Annotated in this window: 18 protein-coding genes and 1 other RNA gene; 11 read left to right on the top strand and 8 right to left on the bottom strand. The window is 63.8% G+C overall.

The features are described from left to right. Positions 1 to 191: 191 nt before the first annotated feature. The gene (polA, locus tag E7813_RS23900; RefSeq protein ID WP_291577747.1) at positions 192 to 3,236 is read right to left on the bottom strand and encodes a DNA polymerase I; all 3,045 of its coding nucleotides are present in this window, start codon (positions 3,234 to 3,236) and stop codon (positions 192 to 194) included. Between the two features lie 148 nt (positions 3,237 to 3,384). On the opposite strand from polA, the gene E7813_RS23895 reads away from it, so the two are divergent. Next, a complete protein-coding gene (locus tag E7813_RS23895; protein WP_291577746.1) occupies positions 3,385 to 3,969 on the top strand; it encodes a hypothetical protein in 585 nt (194 codons plus the stop codon). Positions 3,970 to 4,127: 158 nt separating this feature from the next. Here the strand turns inward: E7813_RS23895 and E7813_RS23890 are convergent, their stop codons facing one another. Beyond that, the gene (locus E7813_RS23890) at positions 4,128 to 5,195 is read right to left on the bottom strand and encodes an acyltransferase family protein (RefSeq protein WP_291577745.1); all 1,068 of its coding nucleotides are present in this window, start codon (positions 5,193 to 5,195) and stop codon (positions 4,128 to 4,130) included. Positions 5,196 to 5,387: 192 nt separating this feature from the next. On the opposite strand from E7813_RS23890, the gene E7813_RS23885 reads away from it, so the two are divergent. The 4 genes from E7813_RS23885 to E7813_RS23870 all read left to right on the top strand — a co-directional run bounded on the left by E7813_RS23885 (position 5,388) and on the right by E7813_RS23870 (position 11,737). Beyond that, positions 5,388 to 6,698, top strand: coding sequence for a UDP-glucose/GDP-mannose dehydrogenase family protein (locus tag E7813_RS23885; RefSeq protein WP_291577744.1), 1,311 nt, complete (start codon positions 5,388 to 5,390; stop codon positions 6,696 to 6,698). A gap of 178 nt (positions 6,699 to 6,876) precedes the next feature. Continuing rightward, positions 6,877 to 9,387, top strand: a complete 2,511-nt coding sequence (hrpB, locus tag E7813_RS23880; RefSeq protein WP_291577743.1) for an ATP-dependent helicase HrpB — start codon at positions 6,877 to 6,879, stop codon at positions 9,385 to 9,387. A gap of 170 nt (positions 9,388 to 9,557) precedes the next feature. Further along, a complete protein-coding gene (locus tag E7813_RS23875) occupies positions 9,558 to 10,067 on the top strand; it encodes a TIGR02281 family clan AA aspartic protease (RefSeq protein WP_291577742.1) in 510 nt (169 codons plus the stop codon). Between the two features lie 170 nt (positions 10,068 to 10,237). Further along, positions 10,238 to 11,737, top strand: coding sequence for a phosphomannomutase/phosphoglucomutase (locus E7813_RS23870; RefSeq protein WP_291577741.1), 1,500 nt, complete (start codon positions 10,238 to 10,240; stop codon positions 11,735 to 11,737). 157 nt (positions 11,738 to 11,894) lie between these two features. Here the strand turns inward: E7813_RS23870 and E7813_RS23865 are convergent, their stop codons facing one another. The 4 genes from E7813_RS23865 to E7813_RS23850 all read right to left on the bottom strand — a co-directional run bounded on the left by E7813_RS23865 (position 11,895) and on the right by E7813_RS23850 (position 14,886). Next, entirely contained in the window at positions 11,895 to 12,395 is a 501-nt protein-coding gene (locus E7813_RS23865; RefSeq protein WP_291577740.1) for an Lrp/AsnC family transcriptional regulator, read from the bottom strand. A gap of 96 nt (positions 12,396 to 12,491) precedes the next feature. Beyond that, positions 12,492 to 13,439, bottom strand: coding sequence for a sugar kinase (locus tag E7813_RS23860; protein ID WP_291577739.1), 948 nt, complete (start codon positions 13,437 to 13,439; stop codon positions 12,492 to 12,494). Positions 13,440 to 13,505: 66 nt separating this feature from the next. After that, positions 13,506 to 14,456: an NAD(+) diphosphatase gene (nudC, locus tag E7813_RS23855; protein WP_291577738.1), complete on the bottom strand. Its 951-nt coding sequence runs from the start codon at positions 14,454 to 14,456 to the stop codon at positions 13,506 to 13,508. A gap of 4 nt (positions 14,457 to 14,460) precedes the next feature. Beyond that, complete coding sequence (locus E7813_RS23850; protein WP_291577737.1) at positions 14,461 to 14,886, bottom strand: HIT family protein; 426 nt, start codon at positions 14,884 to 14,886, stop codon at positions 14,461 to 14,463. Between the two features lie 252 nt (positions 14,887 to 15,138). On the opposite strand from E7813_RS23850, the gene ffs reads away from it, so the two are divergent. The 5 genes from ffs to E7813_RS23825 all read left to right on the top strand — a co-directional run bounded on the left by ffs (position 15,139) and on the right by E7813_RS23825 (position 18,597). Further along, positions 15,139 to 15,235, top strand: an RNA gene (gene ffs / locus E7813_RS23845) — signal recognition particle sRNA small type. A 110-nt stretch (positions 15,236 to 15,345) separates the two neighbouring features. Then, entirely contained in the window at positions 15,346 to 17,190 is a 1,845-nt protein-coding gene (locus E7813_RS23840) for a DNA polymerase III subunit gamma/tau (protein ID WP_291577736.1), read from the top strand. 24 nt (positions 17,191 to 17,214) lie between these two features. Next, positions 17,215 to 17,535, top strand: a complete 321-nt coding sequence (locus E7813_RS23835) for a YbaB/EbfC family nucleoid-associated protein (protein ID WP_291577735.1) — start codon at positions 17,215 to 17,217, stop codon at positions 17,533 to 17,535. A gap of 3 nt (positions 17,536 to 17,538) precedes the next feature. After that, the gene (gene recR / locus E7813_RS23830; RefSeq protein WP_291577734.1) at positions 17,539 to 18,144 is read left to right on the top strand and encodes a recombination mediator RecR; all 606 of its coding nucleotides are present in this window, start codon (positions 17,539 to 17,541) and stop codon (positions 18,142 to 18,144) included. A 24-nt stretch (positions 18,145 to 18,168) separates the two neighbouring features. Further along, complete coding sequence (locus E7813_RS23825; RefSeq protein ID WP_291577733.1) at positions 18,169 to 18,597, top strand: hypothetical protein; 429 nt, start codon at positions 18,169 to 18,171, stop codon at positions 18,595 to 18,597. Between the two features lie 12 nt (positions 18,598 to 18,609). Here the strand turns inward: E7813_RS23825 and E7813_RS23820 are convergent, their stop codons facing one another. Then, positions 18,610 to 19,965, bottom strand: coding sequence for an MFS transporter (locus E7813_RS23820; protein ID WP_291577732.1), 1,356 nt, complete (start codon positions 19,963 to 19,965; stop codon positions 18,610 to 18,612). A 281-nt stretch (positions 19,966 to 20,246) separates the two neighbouring features. Further along, entirely contained in the window at positions 20,247 to 21,455 is a 1,209-nt protein-coding gene (gene rmuC, locus E7813_RS23815; protein WP_291577731.1) for a DNA recombination protein RmuC, read from the bottom strand. Positions 21,456 to 21,626: 171 nt separating this feature from the next. Between rmuC and def the strand changes: the two genes are divergently transcribed. Continuing rightward, positions 21,627 to 22,151, top strand: coding sequence for a peptide deformylase (gene def / locus E7813_RS23810; protein ID WP_291577730.1), 525 nt, complete (start codon positions 21,627 to 21,629; stop codon positions 22,149 to 22,151). Positions 22,152 to 22,254 lie beyond the last annotated feature (103 nt).

The following is a 22,254-nucleotide window of genomic DNA, read 5'->3' as shown; positions in this document are numbered from 1 at the left end:
GAATATTTCGGAGCGATTTGCGCGCTGGCAGCGCGCTCCCTCTCCCGCTTACGGGGGAGCGTGGGGTGGGGGGTGCCAACCCAGCAACGGACGCCGCTGTTGTGGAGATTTCCCCACCCGCCGCGCTCTGGCGCGCAAGTGCGCGCCCTGCGCGGCGACCTCCCCCGCAAGCGGGAGAGGCAAGGAAAAAATCAATGCGCCTCGTCCCAATTGTTGGCGGCCCGCGCATCGACCTGCAGCGGCAGCGACAGCAGTACAGCCGGGAACGGCGCGTCCTGCATGGTGTGCTGCACCACCGGCAAGGTCGCGGCCACCTCGTCGTCGGGTACCTCGAAGATCAGTTCGTCGTGAACCTGCAGCAGCATCTGCGCCGAGAGTTTCTTCTCCGCCAGCGCCTCTTCCATCCGGATCATGGCGCGGCGGATGATGTCGGCGGCCGTACCTTGCAGGCGCGCGTTGATCGCGGCGCGCTCGTTGAAGGAGCGGATCGAGGCGTTGGAGGCCTTGATGTCGGGATAGTGACACTTCCGGCCGAACAGCGTCTCGACATAGCCGTGCGCCCGGCAGAAATCCCGCGTCTGGTCCATGTAGGCGCGGATGCCCGGGAAGCGCTCAAAATATTTCTTGATGTAGGCCGAGGCTTCCTCCCTGGCGATGCCGAGCTGATTGGCGAGCCCGAACGCCGAAATGCCATAGATGATGCCGAAGTTGATCGCTTTGGCCCGGCGGCGCACTTCGCCCGGCATGTCCTTGATCGGCACGCCGAACATTTCGGACGCCGTCATGGCGTGAATGTCGAGCCCGTCGCGGAACGCCTGCTTCAGCACGGGAATGTCGGCGATCTCGGCCAGCAGCCGCAATTCGATCTGCGAATAGTCCGCCGACACCAGTTTGTGGCCGGGGGAAGCGATAAAGGCGCGGCGGATCTTGCGGCCGTCCTCGGTGCGCACCGGAATGTTCTGCAGGTTCGGCTCGTTGGACGACAGCCGCCCGGTGGTGGTTGCCGCCAGCGCGTAAGTGGTATGGACGCGATGGGTCTCTGGATGCACGTAGGTCGGCAACGCGTCGGTATAGGTCGATTTCAGTTTCGACACCTGCCGCCATTCCAGGATCTTCTTCGGAAACTCATGGCCCTGCTCGGCGAGCTCATCGAGAATCTGCGCCGAGGTCGACCACGCGCCGGTCTTGGTCTTGCTGCCGCCGGGCAGTCCCATCTTGCCGAACAGGATGTCGCCGATCTGTTTCGGGCTGCCGACGTTGATCGGCTCGCCGGCGATCTCCTGGAGCTCGGCTTCAACCCGTGCGGCGGTCTGGGCGAATTCGCCGGACAACCTTGAAAGCACCTGGCGGTCGATCGAGATGCCCCGCCGTTCCATCCGCGCCAGCACGCTGATCAGCGGCCGCTCCAGCGTCTCATAGACCGATGTCATGCGATCGGCGACGAGGCGAGGCTTGAGCATGCGCCAAAGCCGCAGGATGACGTCGGCGCTTTCGGCGGAATATTCGGCCGCCTTGTCGATGGCGACCTGGTCGAAACTAAGCTTGTTCTTGCCGCTGCCGATGAGTACGCCATAGTTGACGACGGCGTGGCTCAGCCATCGCTCGGCCAAAGCCTCCAGCCCGTGCGCATTGCGGCCGGCGTCGAGCGCATAAGACATCAGCTGCGCGTCGTCCTGGTTGCGGATGGTGATGCCATGCTGGGCAAACATCACGGCATTGAACTTGATGTTGAAGCCGATCTTGAGGATGCCGGCCGATTCCAGCAGCGGCTTTAATATCGCCAATGCGTCATCCGTCTTGATCTGGTCGGGTGCCAGGCCTGCATCGAACAGCCCGGCGCCGCCGCCGGATTGCTTGTGACCGAGCGGGACATAGCAGGCATCGTTCGGCGCCAGCGCCAGCGCAATGCCGGATATCTCGGCCTGCATCGGATCGATCGAGTCCGACATCGCCTCAACGGCGATCTGGCCGACATCGTGCACGCGCGAGGTCCATGCCTTGAGTTGATCGAGGCTGCGAATGGTCTGGTATTTGCCGCGATCGAAAGCGAGTTTTCGCACAGCTTCCGCGCGCTCGGCCGCGAGCGATATTGGCGTGCCTTTGAAGCTGTTGGGCTTGTCCCCTTTGCGGCCGCCGCTGCTTGCGGGAGAAGTCGCGGCGGCGGGGGCGCCGCCACCGGCGAACAGATCGCCATTCGCTGCCGTCGATTGTGTTTTTTCGGCAGATGCAGGCGAAGCAGCATTTGCCCCACGGCTCTTGTTGCCGGCGTCCGCCTCGACATCGGCCGGGTCGATCCGCGAATACTCCGCTACCCTCCGGGTCAGGGTGGAAAATTCCATCGCCTTCAAAAATGCGATCAGCTTGCGGGCATCGGGCTCGCGCACCGCGAGCTCATCGAGCGGGGTGTCGAGCGCAACCTTGTCGTCGAGCAGCACCAGTTGCCGCGAGATCCGCGCCTTCTCGGCATTCTCGATCAGCGCCTCGCGCCGTTTCGGCTGCTTGATCTCGCCGGCGCGCTTGAGCAGCGTTTCCAGGTCGCCGTATTCGACGATTAGCTGCGCTGCGGTCTTGATGCCGATGCCGGGGACGCCCGGCACGTTATCGGTGGAATCCCCGGCCAGCGCCTGCACCTCGACCACCTTTTCGGGCGGCACGCCGAACTTCTCGATTACTTCAGGGATGCCGATGCGGCGATCCTTCATGGTGTCGAACATGATCACCTTGTCGGTGACCAGCTGCATCAGGTCCTTGTCCGAGGAGACAATGGTCGTGGTCGCCCCGCGCTCGCCGGCCAGCCGCGCGTAGGTCGCGATCAGATCGTCGGCCTCGAACCCCGCCTGCTCGAGGCACGGCAGGTCGAAGGCGCGCACGGCTTCGCGGATCAGCGGAAACTGCGGAATCAGGTCGTCCGGCGCCGGCGGCCGGTGCGCCTTGTAATCGGGGTAGAGCTTGTTGCGGAAGGTGACTTCCGACTTGTCGAAGATGATGGCCAGATGCGTCGGCCGGTTGTCCGGCGGCATGTCGCGGAGCAGCTTCCACAGCATGTTGCAGAAGCCGAGCACGGCATTGACCTGCAGGCCGTCGGATTTGCGGTTCAGCGGCGGCAGTGCGTGATAGGCGCGGAAAATATAGGAGGAACCGTCGACCAGAAAGACGTGGTCGCCCTTGCCGGGAATCCTGGCGGGGGCCTTGGCGGCGGCAGGCTTTGCGGCAGCTTGTTCGGATGTTTTCGGCATGGCCGCAACTTAGGGATTTTCGCGGTGATTGACAGCCTCCGCGAGACGATGTGCCGTGATTTTTGCACTGACCCGGCGGCCCGGATTGAGTTGCATCCGCGGCTGTTCCATGACCCCCTGCGGCAACCTTGGCCGGAAGGACAACCTCATGACCGCAACACTCGACCTCTTGATGGACAAGCTGCGATCGGTCGAAGCCGAGATCGAGGCCGAATTGACCAAGCAGCGGGAGGCATACCGGTTCCGGATCGAAAAACACAAGATCGTTTTCGAAGAGAAGGTCAAGCGCCTCCACCGCGCGCTCAAGATACGCTCGGCGCGCTATTTCATCGACGCCAATCCGTTGATCGTGTTGACCGCGCCGGTGATCTATTCGCTGATCGTGCCGATCGCGCTGGTAGACCTCTGGGTGATGGCGTATCAGGCGATCTGCTTTCCGGCCTATAAAATCCCGAAGGTGCGCCGCCGCGATTACCTGATCTTCGATCGCCACCATCTGGCCTATCTCAACACCATCGAGAAGATCAATTGCGCCTATTGCTCCTATTGCAACGGCGCGATCGCGTTTGTGCGCGAAGTGGCGTCGCGCACCGAAGTTTACTGGTGCCCGATCAAACACGCCCGCCGGATCCTCGGCCCGCACCCGCATTATCGGGGATTCGCCGATTTCGGCGACGCCGACGGGTTTCGGGAGAAGATGAAGCAGACGAAGGACGGCGTGAAGATCGATTGAGTGGGCCATCGCGCCGGCAAACCGAAAGGTTGTCGTCCCCCGCGAAAGCCGGGGCCCCAGTATTCCAGAGCAGTCGAGATATATTACTGGCGTCACGGCGTACTGGATCGCCCGGTCAAGCCGGGCGATGACAGTTGTGGTGGTCGCTGCTTGAGAGCCTACTCCGCCGCCTGCAGCGCGGGGCCGGCCTTTTTCGGCGCGATCCAGAATGCGGCGGGGCGTTCGAACAGGAAATTTGCACCGGCCAAAAGTGCGATCCGCCATAGCGCCAGCGCGCCGATGACGCCCACGATGGTGACGATCAGGGACATGATCCCGATGTCGCGGATCAAGCCGGCATGCACCAGCAGCGTCCTGGACGCCGCCATCGGCAGGAAGAACGCCAGGTAGATGACGATGGAATGCTCGCCGCAAAAGCGCAGGAAGTTGAGCCAGTGCATTCGCGCCAGCAGCGTGCCTGACGTGACGACGGCGCTTGCGCCCATGAGGCCGAGCCCGAGCGAGACCAGCGGCCATTCGCTGGAGCCTGATGCGACCAGGCCGCCGTCGATCAGCGCCCAGAGCGCCAATGCCGCCAGCGCCAGGCCGGGCCTCGCCCGCGCCCGGTCGGACAAAGCGAACACATAGCCGGCGAACAGGTAGCCGGAGTAGAAATAGACGAAGCGCGCGCAGAATTCGTCGATCGCGGTCCAGCCGGTTGCGACATGCGCCATCTCCAGCACGGCCGCGACGCCCCAGATCGCCAGCGGCGGCATCCGCCGCGTCGCCTTGGTGACGACAAAGAACACCGGCAGCAGATAGATGAACCACAGCGTGCCGAACGGTTCGATGAAAGATTCCAGGTACAGCAGCCCGACACGGGTCCAGCCCATCTCCGCGGCGAAGCCCGGCGCCTTGAAGCAGAACTGGATCGTTATCCACAGCACGTAGAAATAGGCAAAATGCACCACCTTGCGATCGAGATAGGTGCGCCAGTCGCGGTCGATCACGATCGACAGGAACAGGCCCGAGATCAGGAAGAAATCCGGCATCCGGAACGGCTTGGCAAAGGCGACGAGGGGATGCATGAAGCCGGTTTGGCCGGCGGCCAGTTCGACCCCCAGCACCGAATGCATCATCACCACCATGACGATGCAGATGCCTTTGGCATAGTCCACCCACTCGACGCGTCCAGGCGCTGACGGCGCAATACGCTCGGTGATGGCAAATGTGCCGTTTACGGTCATCGGTGTCCCTTTTCGGCGCGATGGCGCCGCATCTTCGGCCGGATGGGTTTCATTCTGCTTTATTCATTCAAATGACATGCCGGTTTTTATGCCGGCTTTTCGGAACCTTCCGGTTTCCTCTTTGCCGGGAAATGCTTTAAGACCCGCCCCCAAGACCGGAATCAGCGTTAACCATTATCGACGGATTGTGAGATGCGCATCGCCATGATCGGCACGGGCTATGTGGGGCTGGTGTCGGGCGCCTGCTTCGCGGATTTCGGCCACCACGTCACCTGCGTGGACAAGGATGCCGACAAGATCGCGGCGTTGCGCCGCGGTGAAATCCCGATTTTCGAGCCGGGCCTCGACGCGCTGGTGGCCTCCAACGCCAAGGCCGGGCGGCTGGATTTTGCCACCGAGCTTGCGGCAGCGGTTGCCAATGCCGACGCGGTGTTTATCGCGGTCGGCACGCCGTCACGCCGCGGCGACGGCCATGCCGATCTGTCTTACGTTCATACCGCGGCGCGCGAGATCGCCACCGCACTCAAAGGCTTTACGGTGGTCGTCACCAAATCGACCGTGCCGGTCGGCACCGGCGACGAGGTCGACCGATTGATCCGCGAGGCCAATCCTTCGGCCGATGTGGTGGTGGCCTCCAATCCGGAATTCCTGCGCGAGGGTGCGGCGATCCGCGACTTCAAATTTCCGGACCGCATCGTGGTCGGTACCGACGACGAGCGCGCCCGCAAGGTGATCGGCGACATCTACCGGCCGCTGTCGCTCAACCAGGCGCCGCTGATGTTCACCGCGCGGCGCACCGCCGAGCTGATCAAATACGCCGCCAACGCGTTCCTCGCCACCAAGATCACCTTCATCAACGAGATCGCCGATCTTGCCGAAAAGGTCGGCGCCGATGTGCAGGAAGTCGCGCGCGGCATCGGGCTCGACAACCGGATCGGCGCCAAATTCCTGCACGCCGGCCCGGGTTTCGGCGGCTCGTGTTTCCCCAAGGACACCCGCGCGCTGCTCAAGATCGCGCTCGATCATGACGTGCCGCTGCGGATCGTCGAGGCCGTGCTCGGCGTCAACGACAATCGCAAGCGCGCGATGGCGCGCAAGGTCTCCAACGCCGCCGGCGGCAGCCTGCGCGGCAAGACCGTTGCCGTGCTCGGCCTCACCTTCAAGCCCGACACCGACGACATGCGCGAGGCGCCGTCGATCCCGCTGGTGACCGGGTTGCTCGACATGGGGGCCAAGGTGCGCGCGCATGACCCGGTCGGCATGGAGCAGGCGCGGCGCGAATTGCCCGATATCGACTATTGCGACGATCCCTATTCCTGCGCCCGGGGTGCCGATGCGCTTGTCATCGTGACCGAGTGGGTCCAGTTCCGCGCGCTCGACCTCGAGCGTCTCAGGGGTGAGATGGCGCAGCCCGTGGTCGTCGATCTCCGCAATATCTATCGCCCCGAGGACATGGCGGCGCTCGGGTTTATTTACGAGAGTGTCGGCCGGGGAAAGGTTTAGCGGCGCCTTCTTCACCTCGCCCCGCTTGCGGGGAGAGGTCGAAATTCGGGGAGCGAATTTCGGGTGAGGGGGTGTCTCCGCATCCGAAATGTCAGAGTTTGGCGCAGCAGCCCCTCACCCCAACCCTCTCCCCGCAAGGGCGGGGAGAGGGGCAACACCGGCGGCTTTGGGTAAATTCGTGCGCACCTTCGATATCCCGCTCCCGATCGACGCCGTGCTGGACCAACTGGGACACACGCTCGCGAGCCACAACGCCGCCGTGCTGGTGGCGCCGCCCGGCGCCGGCAAGACCACGCGGGTGCCGCTGGCGCTGCTCGATGCGCCGTGGCTGCAAGGCAAAAAAATCATCGTGCTGGAGCCGCGGCGAATCGCGGCGCGCGCCAGCGCCGAGCGGATGGCGCATACGTTGGCAGAGCGTGTCGGCGAAACCGTCGGCTATCGCGTCCGCTTCGGTTCGAAAGTGTCGCGCGCGACCCGGATCGAAGTCGTCACGGAAGGAATCTTTTCGCGGCAGATTCTCGACGATCCGGAACTGTCTGGTGTCGCCGCGGTGCTGTTCGACGAGTTTCACGAACGCTCGCTCGACGCCGATCTGGGGCTTGCGCTGGCGCGCGACGCGCAGACCGGCTTGCGCGAGGACCTGCGAATTCTCGTGATGTCGGCGACACTCGACGGCGCGCGGGTCGCAAAACTGCTGGGCGATGCGCCCGTCATCGCCAGCGAAGGCCGCGCCTTTCCGGTCGAGACGGGTTATCTCGGCCGCAAGGCGGATGTGCCGCTGGAGCGCCAGATGGCGGATGCCATCGCGATGGCGCTGCGCGCCGATCCGGGTTCTGTGCTGGCGTTCCTGCCGGGGGCGGCCGAAATCCGCCGCACCCAGAATTTTCTCGGCGAGCGCATCCACGATGCCTCGATCGAAATCGTGCCGCTGTTCGGTGCGCTCGACGCTGCGGTACAGGACCGCGCCATCGCGCCGCCGCCCAAAGGGCGGCGCAAGGTGGTGCTGGCGACATCGATCGCGGAGACGTCGCTGACCATCGAAGGCGTACGCATTGTCGTGGACTCCGGTGTGGCGCGGGTGCCGCGCTACGAGCCTGATATCGGCCTGACCCGGCTTGAAACCGTGCGGGCGTCGCGCGCCGCAGTCGATCAGCGCCGCGGTCGCGCCGGCCGCACCGAGCCCGGCGTGTGTTACCGGCTATGGGATGAACCGCAGACTGCGTCGCTTGCCGCCTATACCCAGCCCGAAATTCTCAGCGCCGACCTGTCGTCGCTGGTGCTCGACCTCGCGCAATGGGGTGTCAGCGACCCCGCAACGCTTTCATTTCTCGATTCGCCGCCGGCGCCGGCGCTGAAGGAGGCGCGCAGTCTGTTGCGTGAACTTGGCGCGCTCGATGCGGACGGCCGGATTACAGCCGAAGGCAAAAGCCTTCGTGCGCTGGCGCTGCCGCCGCGGCTGGCGCGGATGATCGTGGATTCGCATCGGTTGGGTGCGGGCGAGGAGGCCGCGGCGATCGCAGCTGTGCTCACCGAGCGAGGGCTTGGCGGCGACAGCGTGGATCTCGGGGCGCGGCTCGATCAATTCCGCCGCGACCGCTCGCAACGCGCCAGCAGTGCCCGCGCACTGGCGCAGCGTTGGGCGTCGCAGGTTGAAGCTACCGAGAAGGCAGCCGCGCCTCCCTCTGCCTCTTTCCCTGTGGGAGAGGGCCGGGGAGAGCGGTCGCTCTCCACGGGCTTGATGCTGGCGTTTGCATTCCCAGATCGCATCGCGCGCAACCGCGGCAATGGCAGCTTCGTGCTCGCCAATGGCCGTGGCGCTGCGGTGGACCAGACCTCTGCGCTGGCACGCGCGTCCTATATCGCGGTTGCCGAACTGACGGGTACGGCGGCGAACGGGCGGATTCTGCTGGCAGCGCCAATCGCGCAAGCCGATATCGAAGCGCGTTTTGCCGATCAGATCGAGAACGTCGATGAAATCGCTTTCGATCGCGCTTCGACCTCCCTGCGCGGGCGGCGCAAGCGGATGCTGCATGCCATCACGCTGTCGGAGGCGCCGATGGCGCTATCGCCATCTCTGGAGACCGCGCGAGTGCTGGCCGATGGCCTGATCGCCTCGGGTCTCGACGGATTGCCGTGGTCGAAACCTCTGAAACAATGGCGCGATCGCGTGATGTTCTTGCGCAAGGCCGAAGGCGACCCCTGGCCGGATTTGTCCGATGATGCGCTCGCCGCACGACGTGACGCATGGCTGGTTCCGGCGCTCGCCGACAAGACTTCGCTCAAGGAATTTTCCGCGCAGGAGATGTCGGATGCGCTGATGCTGCTGCTGCCGTGGGATTTGCGCGCGCGGCTGGAGCGGGAAGCGCCGACTCATTTCGAGGCGCCGACCGGAACCATGCTCCCGATCGACTACGAGGCCGAGCAGGGCCCGACCATTGCGGTCAGGCTGCAGGAGCTGTTCGGGCTCAACAGCCATCCGTCGATCGCCAAGGGTGCGGTGCCGCTGGTGCTGGAGTTGCTGTCGCCGGCGCATCGGCCCGTGCAGGTGACCCGGGACTTGCCGGGGTTCTGGCGCGGCAGCTATGCCGCGGTTCGCGCCGACCTGCGCGGGCGTTATCCGAGACATCCCTGGCCGGAGGATCCGGCCGGCGCAATGCCGACCCGCCGCGTCAAGCCACGGGGAACGTGAGAGTTCCGCTCCTCGCTCGATCCGCTCCCTCGCCCCGCGCTTGCGGGGAGAACCCGCGTTAACACTTCGCTCATCCTTTTCATTGAAATGGCAGCCTTCGACCTTGCCGTTAGTCGCCACTTTGCGGCTGGCATGGTGATATGGCCGGTGTTTCCATCGAGTGTGGCGTAATGCGTAACCTGATGATTTTTGCGGCTGCGATGGCTGTCCTCGGCACCTTCATGGCGCAGATGGCGGAAAAGATGACGCCCGCGCTCGCCAATACCGTCTCCCGAAAGGCGCCGGTGCAGGAAACGGCATCGGCAGGCATCCGCAGCATCAGTATTCCCCGTGATGGCCGCGGTCATTTCCAGACCGAAGGCCGGATCGATGGCCAGCGCATCGGCTTCATGGTCGACACCGGCGCGTCGATGATCGCGCTGAACGAGACCTCGGCGGCACGGTTCGGCTTGCGTCCGTCGCGCGGCGACTACAATGCCACGGTCACCACTGCCAACGGCACCATCAAGGCGGCGCACACGCGGCTTGCGATGGTCGATGTCGGCGGTCTCGTGGTGCGCGATGTCGACGCCATGGTGCTGCCCGACGAGGCGCTGTCGGAAAACCTGTTGGGGTTGTCGTTCCTGTCGAAGCTGAAGCGCTTCGAATACGCTAACGGCAAGATGGTGCTGGAGCAGTAAGTGTCGTCGTGCCCCGCGAAACCGGGGCATCCAGTACGCCGGGCTGTCGGGGAAATACACGATATTTCGCGGAATACTGGATCGTCCGCCTTCGCGGACGATGACACCGGTTGTTACTTTCACTAAACCTGCGGTAAATCGTTCCGCGTTTTACGACGAGGCCGCCTTTGATGTTTCCGAAGCCGAAATCCGTCCTGGTTCCGAACACCTACGCTTATGAATCCGAGCCGATGGTGAAGGCGACCGGCTTTCGCGAATATGACGCGCGCTGGCTGTTCGGCAAGGAAATCAACCTGATGGGTGTCCAGGCGCTGGGCATGGGGCTGGGCACGCTGATATCCGAACTCGGCGCGAAGCAAGAGGTCGTGACCGGGCATGATTTCCGCAGCTATTCGGCCTCGATCAAATACGCGCTGATATCAGGACTGCAGGCGTCCGGTTGCAAGGTGCACGACATCGGCCTGTGCATGACCCCGATGGCGTATTTCGCGCAATTCGAACTCGACGTGCCCTGTGTCGCGATGGTGACGGCGTCGCATAACGACAACGGCTGGACCGGCGTCAAGATGGGCGCCAACCGTCCGCTCACCTTCGGTCCCGACGAGATGACGAGGCTGAAAGAGATCGTGCTCAATGCCGAGTTCAGCAACAGGGTGGGCGGCTCCTACGAGTTTCACGCCAATTTCCCGGCGCGCTACATTGCCGATCTGACCAAGCGCCCGAAACTGAAGCGCAAGCTGAAGGCCGTGGTCGCCTGCGGCAATGGCACCGCCGGCGCCTTCGCGCCGCAAGTGATGGAAGCGATCGGCTGCGAGGTGGTGCCGCTCGATACCGAGCTCGATCACACCTTCCCGAAATACAATCCCAATCCCGAGGACATGGCAATGCTGCACGCCATCCGCGACGCCGTGCTGGCGCACAAGGCCGATGTCGGCCTCGGCTTCGATGGCGATGGCGACCGCTGTGGCGTGGTCGACAATGCCGGGGAAGAGATTTTCGCCGACAAGGTCGGCGTGATGCTGGCGCGCGATATGTCGGCCATCACCAAAAACGCGAAGTTCGTGGTCGACGTGAAATCGACCGGGCTTTTTGTGACGGACCCGGTGCTGCAGAGGCAGGGTGCGACGACCAGCTATTGGAAGACCGGTCATTCCTACATGAAGCGCCGCACCAACGAGTTGGGCGCGCTGGCGGGCTTTGAAAAATCAGGGCACTTCTTTTTCAACGCGCCGCTCGGCCGCGGCTATGACGACGGCTTGATCTCGGCGATCGCGGTCTGCGAGATGCTCGATCGCGCCCACGGCAAATCGATGGCGGATCTGAAGAATGCGCTGCCCAAGACCTGGTCGTCGCCGACCATGTCGCCGCACTGCGCCGACGAGACCAAATACGGCGTCGTCGATGCCGTGGTGAAGCATTTCGAGGCGACGCAGAATAGAGGCGGCAAGGTTGCGGGACAGCCGATCCGCGATCTCGTCACGGTCAACGGCGTCCGCGTCACGGTCGAGGACGGCAGCTGGGGCCTGGTGCGGGCATCGTCCAACAAGCCGGAACTGGTAGTGGTGGTCGAGAGCCCGGTCAGCGAACAGCGCATGCGCGACATGTTCGAGGCGATGGATGAGGTTTTGCGTACGCATCCGGAAGTCGGCGCGTACAACCAAAAGATATAAGACGCGAACGCGACATCACCGCCGCTGTCATCGCCCGGCTTGACCGGGCGACCCAGTACGTCGCGGCTTCTCGGTTCCATCGCTGGCGTCTCTGGAATACTGGGTCACCCGCTTTCGCGGGTGACGACGACCGTGGTTGTTTCGCGACCCCGTCCGGCTACGCCGCCGGCACCGGCAGCGCGGTCACCGATTTGATCTTCTCCATCGCGAAACGCGAGGTGACGTTCTTGAGCGAGACCGCGCCGATCAGCTTTTTGTAGAACACGTCATAGCTTGGCATGTCCGCGACCACGACGCGCAGCATGTAGTCGACGTCGCCCGCCATGCGATAGAATTCCATCACCTCGGGCATGGCGCTGACGGCTTCGGCGAAGGTCTTGAGCCAGGTTTCGGAATGGTCGGCGCTCTCTACCGACACGAAAACCGAGATGCCGAGCCCGATCTTGTTCTGGTCGACCAGGGCGACCCGGCGCAGGATCACCCCGTCGGCTTCCAGCCGCTGGATGCGCTTCCAGCACGGCGTCGAGGACAGGCCAACCCGGTCGCCGATCTCGGCGACGGAGAGCGAGGCGTCGTCCTGCAGCACGGTCAGGATCTTGCGGTCGATGGCGTCGAGGCGGCGGTTGGGTTCGAGAACGTGAACGGCGGCGTCGGTCATGAGAAGAACTTTCCAATAGAAGGGTCGATCTCCTCCATATATAGAAAATTCTTCTAAATCAAGGCTAGTTCTGGTCGGCGGTTGCCGATCAAACGGCTAGGCTCGGCTCAAAAGTTCTGTGACTTCAGCACGTTGCGGGGCAGCAAAGGCGCCCCCGAAACGGGTGCATTTCAGGGCCGCAGCGGCCGATGCAAAACGCAGCGCGTGCTTGATGTCCGCCCTGCCCGCGAATTCCAGCGTGAACGCGCCGTGGAAAATATCGCCGGCGCCGAGCGTGTCGACGGTGTGGACCGGGAAGGCCGGGGTCTCCTGCGGCTCGCCTTTGTCGTCGAGCCAGATGGTGCCTTTGGGGCCGCGCGTCACCGCCAGGAAGGACGAGGTCAGAGTCGCGATTTTCTTCAGCGCCTTGAGGTCGTCGGAGATCCCGGCGGTGGACTGCAAGGCTTCATCGGAAAAGATCAGGTGCGACGACGCGGTCAACAGCCCCTCACGCTGCGAAACCGTGCTGTCGACATCGACGACGACGGGGATGCCGCGGTTGCGCGCTTCGTGGCACAGGCCGGTTGCGAAACCGGCGCAGCGGCTCTCGATCAGAATGGCGTCGCAATCCCGCAGCAGCAGATCGGCGCCGGGCAGGCTCACCTTCCAAAGTCCGGGATCGCGAAACGAGATGATGGTGCGCTCGCCCGAGGGGTCCATCATGATTGCGGAGATCGGTGTGACCAATCCCGGCATATGCACCAGATGCGAGGTGTCGATGCCTTCCCTGGCAAGGTCTTCGAAAATGAACCGGCTCGAGGTCTCGCGGGCATCGCCCATCGGGCCGGTGAGCGAGGCCTTGCCGCCGAGACGGCTGATGCCGATCGCGGCATTCAATGCGTTGCCGCCGCAGATCTGGGCGAAGCGATCGGCATTGAATTTCTGGCCGCGTCCAGGCACCGCTTGCACGTTGAAGGTCAGGTCGCGCACCGGCATGCCGATGCAGAGGATGCGGGGCGGGATCCTGGGTGCGCCGTCGTGGAAATTCACGCTGGAATCCGTCATGCCGGTTCCGCGGTGTGCCGGAACCAAGGTCCGGGGTTAATGGCTTGGGCCATGCTCGCGTTCCCGTTATGCATGCGCGTCCGGCCCCTCATGCAGCCAGCGGCCGAGCAAATGATGGGCAATGGCAAACGGATGCGGCCCCGCAAGACCGTCGGGATGCTGTCTTTTGAACATCAGGGTCGCCTCGGCGCGGTCGAACCAGCGCGCATCCTCGAGTTCCGAGCGATCGACGATAATGTCCTCGCTGGTGGCGCGCGCCGTGCACCCGATCATCAGGGATGACGGATAGGGCCACGGCTGCGTCATGTAATAGGTCACATCGGTGCAGCGAATCCCGGATTCCTCGAAGATTTCGCGGCGCACGGCGTCCTCGATGGTTTCGGCGGCTTCGACGAAGCCGGCAAGGCACGAATACATCCCGGGCAGGAACTGCTTCTGCCGTCCCAGCAGGCACTTGTCGCCATGGGTCACCAGCATGATCACGACCGGGTCGGTGCGCGGAAAATGCTCGGCCTTGCAGTTGGGGCAGTCGCGCTTCCAGCCACCTTGGGTCATGGCGGTGCGGGTTCCGCAATTGGCGCAGTAGCCGTGGCGCTGATGCCAGGTCACCATCGATTTCGCCATCGCGATCGCCGAGAGCTGGTCGGGCGGCACTACGCCTTGCATCGCCATGCCGCGCAGTTCGGTCACGGCGACGTCGTCGCGGGTCAAAAGCTTTTCCACCGCGGGTGCTGCGATGCCCATGCCGAAGATCGCCGCGCCGTCGCGCAGCCCCAGAAAGATGGTGCCGGGATTGGCGCCGAATTTCAGCGCCTCATCGATCGTCAGCAAGGCTCGAGGACCTTCTGCGGCCTTCTTCACCACCAGCGAGTCGCGATGCACCACATAGGCCCGGGAATCCTGGCGCGCTTCGAGCGCCAGCAGTTTCGAGTCGTCGGTGCGCAGGTGCGCGGCGCGATCTAGCACATGGGTGACGAAGGCCGGCCGGCCCAACGGAAATGAATCGAATGCACTCATGGTTTCAACCAAGCCATATCTTGCGACGAAGCGCGCTGATGAATGTTTGAACTTCTTCGGCGTCATGGGCCAGCGGCGGCATCACTCCCCAGACCGGACGCGGCCAGGCGACGTCGCTTGAGCGGCGGGCGATGACGTGGATGTGCAGTTGCGGCACCAGGTTGCCCAGGGCTGCGATATTCAGTTTGTCGCATCTGGTGATCTCTTTCAGGGCGCGCGCGACGCGGCTGATTTCCGTCATCAACTGCGCCTGCTGGACTTCATCGAGGTCGATGATTTCCACAGCCTCGGCCTGGCGCGGCACCAGCAACAGCCACGGGTAGTGCGCGTCCTTGATCACCAGCACGCGGCACAGCGGCAGGTCGCCGATGTCGATGGTGTCTTCCTTGAGTCGTGAATGCAGCGACCAGGCGGGAGCGTCAGAGGGCATGGCGGTTCTCTATTCGGTTCGATAGCCTTGCAGAGAGTGGTTCGGCAAACAACACCCGTCATGCCCGGGCTTGGCCCGGGCATCCACGGCTTTTTTGCACATAGCTGGGAAGCAAGACGTGGATGGCCGGGCATAGGCGAGCGGAAGCGACGCCGTCCTTCCGACGGCTACGCCCGGCCATGACGAAACTGATGGTGTTCGCGGTCCCCACCCCGCTTGCTTTCCGGCGCTTTTGGCCCCAAATAAGAACCGGGAGATTGGCGGTGGACGAGCCACTCGCCAACCGGGTCAGGTCCGGAAGGAAGCAGCCCTAACGAGGTCCGGATCGGGTCGCTCGTCAGTCTCCTACCTGTTTTTTCGAGCGAATCGCGCAAAAGCCGGTATCTGTCCTTGCGCCGGAATTTGACTCGTCAGTCCCGCAAAGCCGGCTTCGAGAGACAATCAATTGCGGATCGATCGATGACCGACGCTGGCGCTCCCGTAACTCCCCCCAACGATTCCGACAGCGCCGATCAAGGCGGCTTCGATCTCGGCGGGCCGCCCGCGGCCGGCAAGCACTATCGCGTGCTGGCGCGGAAATACCGCCCCACCAGTTTCAACGACCTGATCGGCCAGGACGCCGTGGTCCGTACCGTTTCGAACGCGTTCGAGACCGGGCGGATCCCGCAGGCCTGGATCCTGACCGGGGTGCGCGGCGTCGGCAAAACCACCACGGCGCGGATTCTCGCCCGTGCGCTGAATTACGAACTGCCCGACGGCTCGGTAAAAGGGCCGACCATCCATATGCCGGTGCCGGGCGTGCATTGTCAGGCCATCATGGAAAGCCGGCACATGGACGTGCTGGAAATGGACGCCGCCTCCCATACCGGCGTCGATGACGTGCGCCAGATCAACGACAGCGTGCGCTATGCGCCGGCCAGCGCTCGCTACAAGGTCTACATCATCGACGAAGTGCACATGCTCTCGACCGCGGCGTTCAACGCGTTCCTGAAGACGCTGGAGGAGCCGCCGGAGCACGCCAAATTCGTCTTCGCCACCACCGAGATTCGAAAAGTACCGGTGACGGTGCTGTCGCGTTGCCAGCGCTTTGATTTGCGCCGGGTCGATGCCGACGTGTTGATGGCACATCTTTCTAATATCGCGGCTAAGGAAAACGTCGAAGCCGAGCCGGAAGCGCTCGGCATCATCGCGCGCGCGGCGGAGGGCTCGGTGCGCGATTCGCTGTCGCTGTTCGACCAGGCGATTGCGCACGCTGCGGGCATGGTGCGCGCCGACGCTGTCAGGCAGATGCTCGGCCTTGCCGACCGCACGCGCGTCATCGACCTGTTCGATTCGCTGGTTCGCGGCGATATTGCGAGCGCCTTCAGGGAATTTCGCGAGCAGTACGACACCGGCGCCGATCCGATCGTGGTGCTCAGCGATCTCGCCGAATTCGTCAATTTCGTCACCCGGGTCAAGGCCGTGCCGGCGACGGCGGATAACCTCGCCTTTGGCGAAACCGAACGGCTGCGCGCCCGCGACTTCGCCTCCAAGCTCTCGATGCGAGTGTTGTCGCGGATGTGGCAGATGCTGCTCAAGGGCATCACCGAGGCGCAGGCTGCGACGCGGCCGGCAGCGGCAGCCGAAATGGTGCTGGTGCGCATCGCCTATGTCGCGGACATGCCGACGCCGGATGAGGTGATCCGGATGCTCGACCAGAATGGCGGCGCTTCGCCGGTGATCGCGGCAAATGCCTCGCCCCGCAGCGCGCCGGCTGCACCCGTGGCTTCGATGCAATCCTCGCCCGCGCGCGCCAGTTCTGCGCCGCGTGCCGTCGCCGAGGCATCCGCGCGGACGCAAATGATCGCGCCGCTGCCGGACGTGCAATCCGCGCCGGCGCTGAAAATTGCCAGCTTTCCGGAACTGGTGGCGCTCGCCGGCGAAAAACGCGATCTCCTGACCAAGGCGGCACTCGAGGCCGACGTCCGCCTGGTCCGGATCGAGGACGGTCGGCTGGAGGTGACGCTGGAGCGCAGTGCTGCGCGGACGCTGATCAACGATCTCTCCCGCAAGCTGGAGCAATGGACGGGGCGGCGCTGGACCGTGATCGTGTCCAACGAAGCCGGGCAACCGACATTGCGTTCGCAGAACCAGAGCGAGCGGAACCAGCGCGAGCGCGCCGCCGAATCCGATCCGCGAGTGAAGGAAGTGCTGGCGCGATTTCCCGGCGCCAAGGTGGTCGAAGTACGCAAGCTTGCCCCCGAGCCGCCGGAATCCGATGTTAGCGGTGAAGACCCGACGGATCTTTCCGACAGCGACGATTAATAGCAATTTCCAAGGGAATGATTGATGGCTGATTTTCTCGGCATGATGAAACAGGCGGCGCAACTGCAATCGAAGATGCAGGCGATGCAGGAAGAACTCGGCCATGTCGAGGTCGAGGGCATCTCGGGCGGCGGCCTGGTCACCGTGCGCATGACCGCGAAGATGGAAGTGAAGGCCGTCAAGATCGACCCGTCGCTGATGAAGGTGGACGAGCGCGAGATCCTCGAAGATTTGCTGGTGACTGCGCACAACGACGCGCGCCGCAAGGCGGAAGCCGCGATGCAGGAAAAAATGCAGTCGCTGACCGGCGGCCTCGGGCTGCCGCCGGGCCTGGGTCTTGGCTGAAACATGCCTTCTGCCGTTGCCGGTCCCGAAATCGAACGTCTGATTCAGTTGTTGGCGCGGCTGCCGGGACTTGGCCCGCGCTCGGCGCGCCGCGCGGCATTGCATCTGATCAAGAAGCGCGAAGCGCTGATGACGCCGCTTGCCGGCGCGCTGCAGGTGGCGATCGACAAGATCCAGGTTTGCAAGATCTGCGGCAATATCGACACCCAGAATCCCTGCACGGTATGCACCGACCCGCGGCGCGATCCGGCGATCATCGTCGTGGTCGCCGACGTCGCCGATCTCTGGGCGCTGGAGCGGGCCAATGCGACCAACGGACTTTATCACGTGCTCGGCGCGACGCTGTCGCCGCTCGATGGCGTCGGGCCGCAGGACCTGACCATCGATGCGCTGGTGGCGCGCGCGCATGATTCGCGGGTAAGCGAAATCATCCTCGCCTTGAATGCCACCGTCGACGGCCAGACCACCGCACACTACATCACCGACCTCCTGCAGGAGGCGGGCGTCAAGGTGACGCGGCTGGCGCATGGAGTGCCGGTCGGCGGCGAACTCGACTATCTCGATGAAGGCACGCTGTCCGCAGCCATGCGGCAGCGCACATTGTTCTGACAATCACGGACGGAAATGAACGACATGACGAGACGGCGACTAGGCAGGCGATTGGTTTTGGTGACAGTCATTGCGGCGGCGTGCGCGGCGCCTGCCTTGGGGCAGCAGGCCGAGAGCGCGCCCAAGGGCGCCAGGTTGATCAATGCGGGTGACGTGCTTTCGGGCCAGCTCAATGCCCTGCGCACGCGCGGTGCCAAAAAGGGAAAACGCGTCGCGACCTATCAGCTCACCAGCGAACCGCGCCGGCTGCCGCCGCCAAACGGGCTTTGCGGTCTGGAGACCGGTCCGGAAACCTTTCAGATCGTCACCAGCAATGACGCGCAGGCCGCGCAGTTGAAGGGTTTCGTCGGCAAGGAAGTCTCGGTGAAAGTCGACGAGGTCGCCTGCGCGCAGGACGCCGGGCAGTACAGCGAAGCCGTGGTCACCAAGTGGAGCGTGGTGACGAAGCATTGAGGCGAACGACAGCTAAACTTTGGTCTCCAGCCCCTCAAAATGTCCGCGCCGCTGCAGCCACGCCAGCAGGATCAGGCTCGGCACCGCGACCGCGACGCAGATCGCAAAGAACAACGGCCAGCCCGTCGCCTTTGCCACGTAGCCCGCGCCCGAGGACAAATAAGTGCGCCCCACGGCGGCGAGCGCCGTCAGCAGCGCGTATTGGGTCGCGGTGTGCAGCGGGTTCCTGCACAGCGCCGACAGATAGGCGACGAAGATCACGGTGCCGATGGCGCTGGTGAAATTCTCGGCGGTGATGGCGAAGGCCAGCGCCCATTCGTTGACGCCGGCCAGCGCCAGCCACGAGAACGACAGGTTGGCTAGCGCCTGCAGCACGCCGCCGATCCACAGGCTGACGCCCAGCGAATAGCGCCGCGCCACGAAACCGCCGGCAAAGCCGCCGATCAGGGTCGCGGCCAGGCCGACGCCCTTGACGATGGCGGCATAGTCGTTGCGGGAGAAACCGAGGTCGATCACGAATGGCGCCGTCATGGTGCCGGAAAACGCGTCGGTGAACTTGAACAGCACCACGAAGGCGAGTGCTGCGAGCGCGTCTTTCCGGACCAGGAATTCCGAGAATGCGCCGACCGCGGCATGCAGCACCCGCACGAAAGCGGTCTCCGCCTGCGTCGCGGCTTCCGCGCGCACCGACGGTTCGGGCTCGGTGGCGGCCAGCGCCGTGACGGTACCGATCAGCACCAATGCCGCCATCGCCACGTAGCCCCACATCCACGCCGAGGCGCGCGCGATGCCGGTGCTTTCGAAGCCGCTCACCATGAACAGGGCGCCCGCGGTCGAGACCAGCATGCCGATGCGATAGGCGGCGACATAGGACGCCATGCCGGCGGCTTGCTCGCTTTCGGGCAGGCTCTCGACGCGAAACGCATCGACCACGATGTCCTGGGTCGACGACATCGCGGCGACCAGCAGCGCGCCGAGAGCCACGAATAGAGGCGAGCGCGCCGGATCGGTCAGCGCCAGCAGCAGGATGGCGCCGATCAGCAGCAGTTGCGAGAACACCAGCCAGCCGCGCCGGCGGCCGAGCCGCCGCGTGAAGAACGGCACATGCAGCGCATCCACCAGCGGCGCCCACAGGAATTTCAGCGTGTAGGGCGTGCCGACCAGCGCGAACAGGCCGATGGTGCCGAGATCGACGCCGGATTCGCGCATCCAGACCAGGAGCGTCGATCCCGACAGCGCCAGCGGCAGCCCGGACGAAAAGCCGAGCAGCAACACGATCAGGACCCGGCGCTGCAGGTAGACGGCGATACTGTCGCGCCACGAGGCACGAGGTTTTATTTCGGGAAGGCCGTCGGGCGCACCGGTCATGCCGCAGTGCTAGCAGATTCGGACGCAACAAATGACAATGTCATCCCCCGGCTTGACGGCTAGTTCGCCGTCATCATCCGCCATCCGGTCCGGCCGGACGACAGGCTCCGGCGGCCGATCCAGCATTCCGCGCAGCCTGAGTTCACCAACAGCCTCCTCGTATTACTGGATGGCCTGCCTTCGCGGGGCATGACGGGAACCGAGAGAACGATAAGGAAAATTGAGAGCTGGCTATGCTTAGGCACAGATCGTCCCAACTGGGATTGGTGTGCTGCGCCGACCTACTCCCCAGCCTGCAGCTTGCGCGGCAGCGGGAATAGCTCGGGCGCGCCTGGTTTGACGATGCGCGGGAGTTCGGCAGGCCCTTCGCTCTTGCTGAAATCGAGTTCCTCGATCCGTCCGGCGCGCTTTTCGATCTTGTCGGCTGAGATCAGGATCTGACGGACATCCTCGTTGGCGTCGGAAAAATGCTTCTGCAGTTTCAGCACGCGGTCGCGCAGCCGTCCCAGATCGTCGCCGAGGTTGAGCACTTCGGTGCGGATCTGATCGGCGGCGTCGCGCATCCGTGCGTCCTTGAGGATCTGCTGCATCACCTGGATCGCCAGCATCAGCAGCGACGGCGACACCAGCACCACACGGGCACGGTAGGCCTTCTGGATCACGTCGTCGAAACCGTCGTGAATCTCCGCATAGACCGATTCCGACGGCACGAACATCAGCGCGGTATCCTGGGTCTCGCCGGCGATCAGATATTTCTCGGCGATGTCGCTGACATGCTTCATCACATCGGTGCGCAGCCGCATGGTGGCGGATTTCTTCTCCTCATCCGAGCGGGCGTCGTGCAGCGCGGTCATCGCCTCCAGCGGAAACTTCGCGTCGATGCAGAGCGGCCGCTGGTCCGGGAGGAAAACCACGCAATCCGGCCGTTTGCCCGACGAGAGCGTGAACTGGAATTCGTAGGAACCCTTGGGCATGCCGTCCTGGACGATCGCTTCCATCCGCGCCTGGCCGAACGCGCCGCGCGATTGCTTGTTGGCGAGCACGTCGCGCAGCGTCGTCACCTGTGACGTAAGGTCGGTGAGATTCTTGTGCGCGTTGTCGATGATGCCGAGCCGTTCATGCAGCACGCGCAAGCTATCCATGGTGTTGCGCGTGGTCTGTTCCATCGATTGGCCGACGCGATGGGTCACCGAATCCAGCCGCTCGTTGACGGCGCGCGCCATGTCGGCCTGGCGGCCCGCCAGCGCCTGCCCCATCGCATCGACGCGGCCGGTGGCCTCGCTCTGGGCTCGCAGCATTTCGCTCAGGCGGTCTTCAAGTTCGTCGGCGCGCATCGCCTGCGCCATCGCCAGTTGCATCCCGCGGCGGCCCGACCGCGCGACCGCGATGGCAATGCACAGCAGCAACACCAGCGCCGGCGCGCCGAAGCCGATCAGCGCCGCGCCGGTACGAATCGGCCAGTCGCCGACCATGAAAAGAATCTCGTTCATGTCGCCCTTGTAGCCGATTCGGAGGCAAGCGCGAACGAAGAGGGAACGTTTCCGGTAAATGATGGATTAATTTTCGTGGTTAATGCCGGCTTAACATTCATGGTTAGAGATGGGTTAACAGGCGACCGCGCCGGATTGACCCCGGCAAATCAGCAGCTTAAATCGCCCGACATGGCCATTCGTGAAATTATCGTCCTGCCGGACAAGCAGTTGCGGCTCGTCTCCAAGCCGATCGAAAAAGTCACGGCGCAGGTGCGCAAGCTCGCCGACGACATGTTCGAGACCATGTATGCCGCCCCCGGAATTGGGCTCGCGGCCATCCAGGTCGCGCAGCCGCTGCGGCTGATTACGATGGATCTCGCCAAGAAGGACGAGGATGGCGAGAGCCAGCCGCGGCCGCGCGTCTTCATCAATCCCGAAATCCTGTCGTCATCGGAAGAATTGTCGGTTTATGAGGAAGGCTGCCTGTCGATCCCGGAATATTACGAGGAAGTGGAGCGGCCGGCGCAGGTGCGCGTACGCTTCACCGATCTCGACGGCAAGGTGCATGAGGAAGACGCCGACGGCCTGTTCGCCACCTGCATCCAGCACGAGATCGATCATCTCAACGGCGTGCTGTTCGTGGATTATCTGTCGAAGCTGAAGCGCGACCGCGTGCTGAAGAAGTTCACCAAGGCCGCCAAGCGCGCGGAGTAAATGAAAAGCATCAGTGTCGCACCTTGCTCGGTCTGCTCTCTCCCCCCTTGTGGGGGAGAGGTGAGGGGGGGTGCCGCGGGTTCGATGCTTGTGGTTTACCCCT

Source organism: Bradyrhizobium sp. (genome assembly GCF_004799405.1).
Lineage (GTDB): Bacteria > Pseudomonadota > Alphaproteobacteria > Rhizobiales > Xanthobacteraceae > Bradyrhizobium.
The sequence above is the reverse complement of the archived record's forward strand: the minus strand, read 5'-3'. Positions and strand labels throughout refer to the sequence as shown.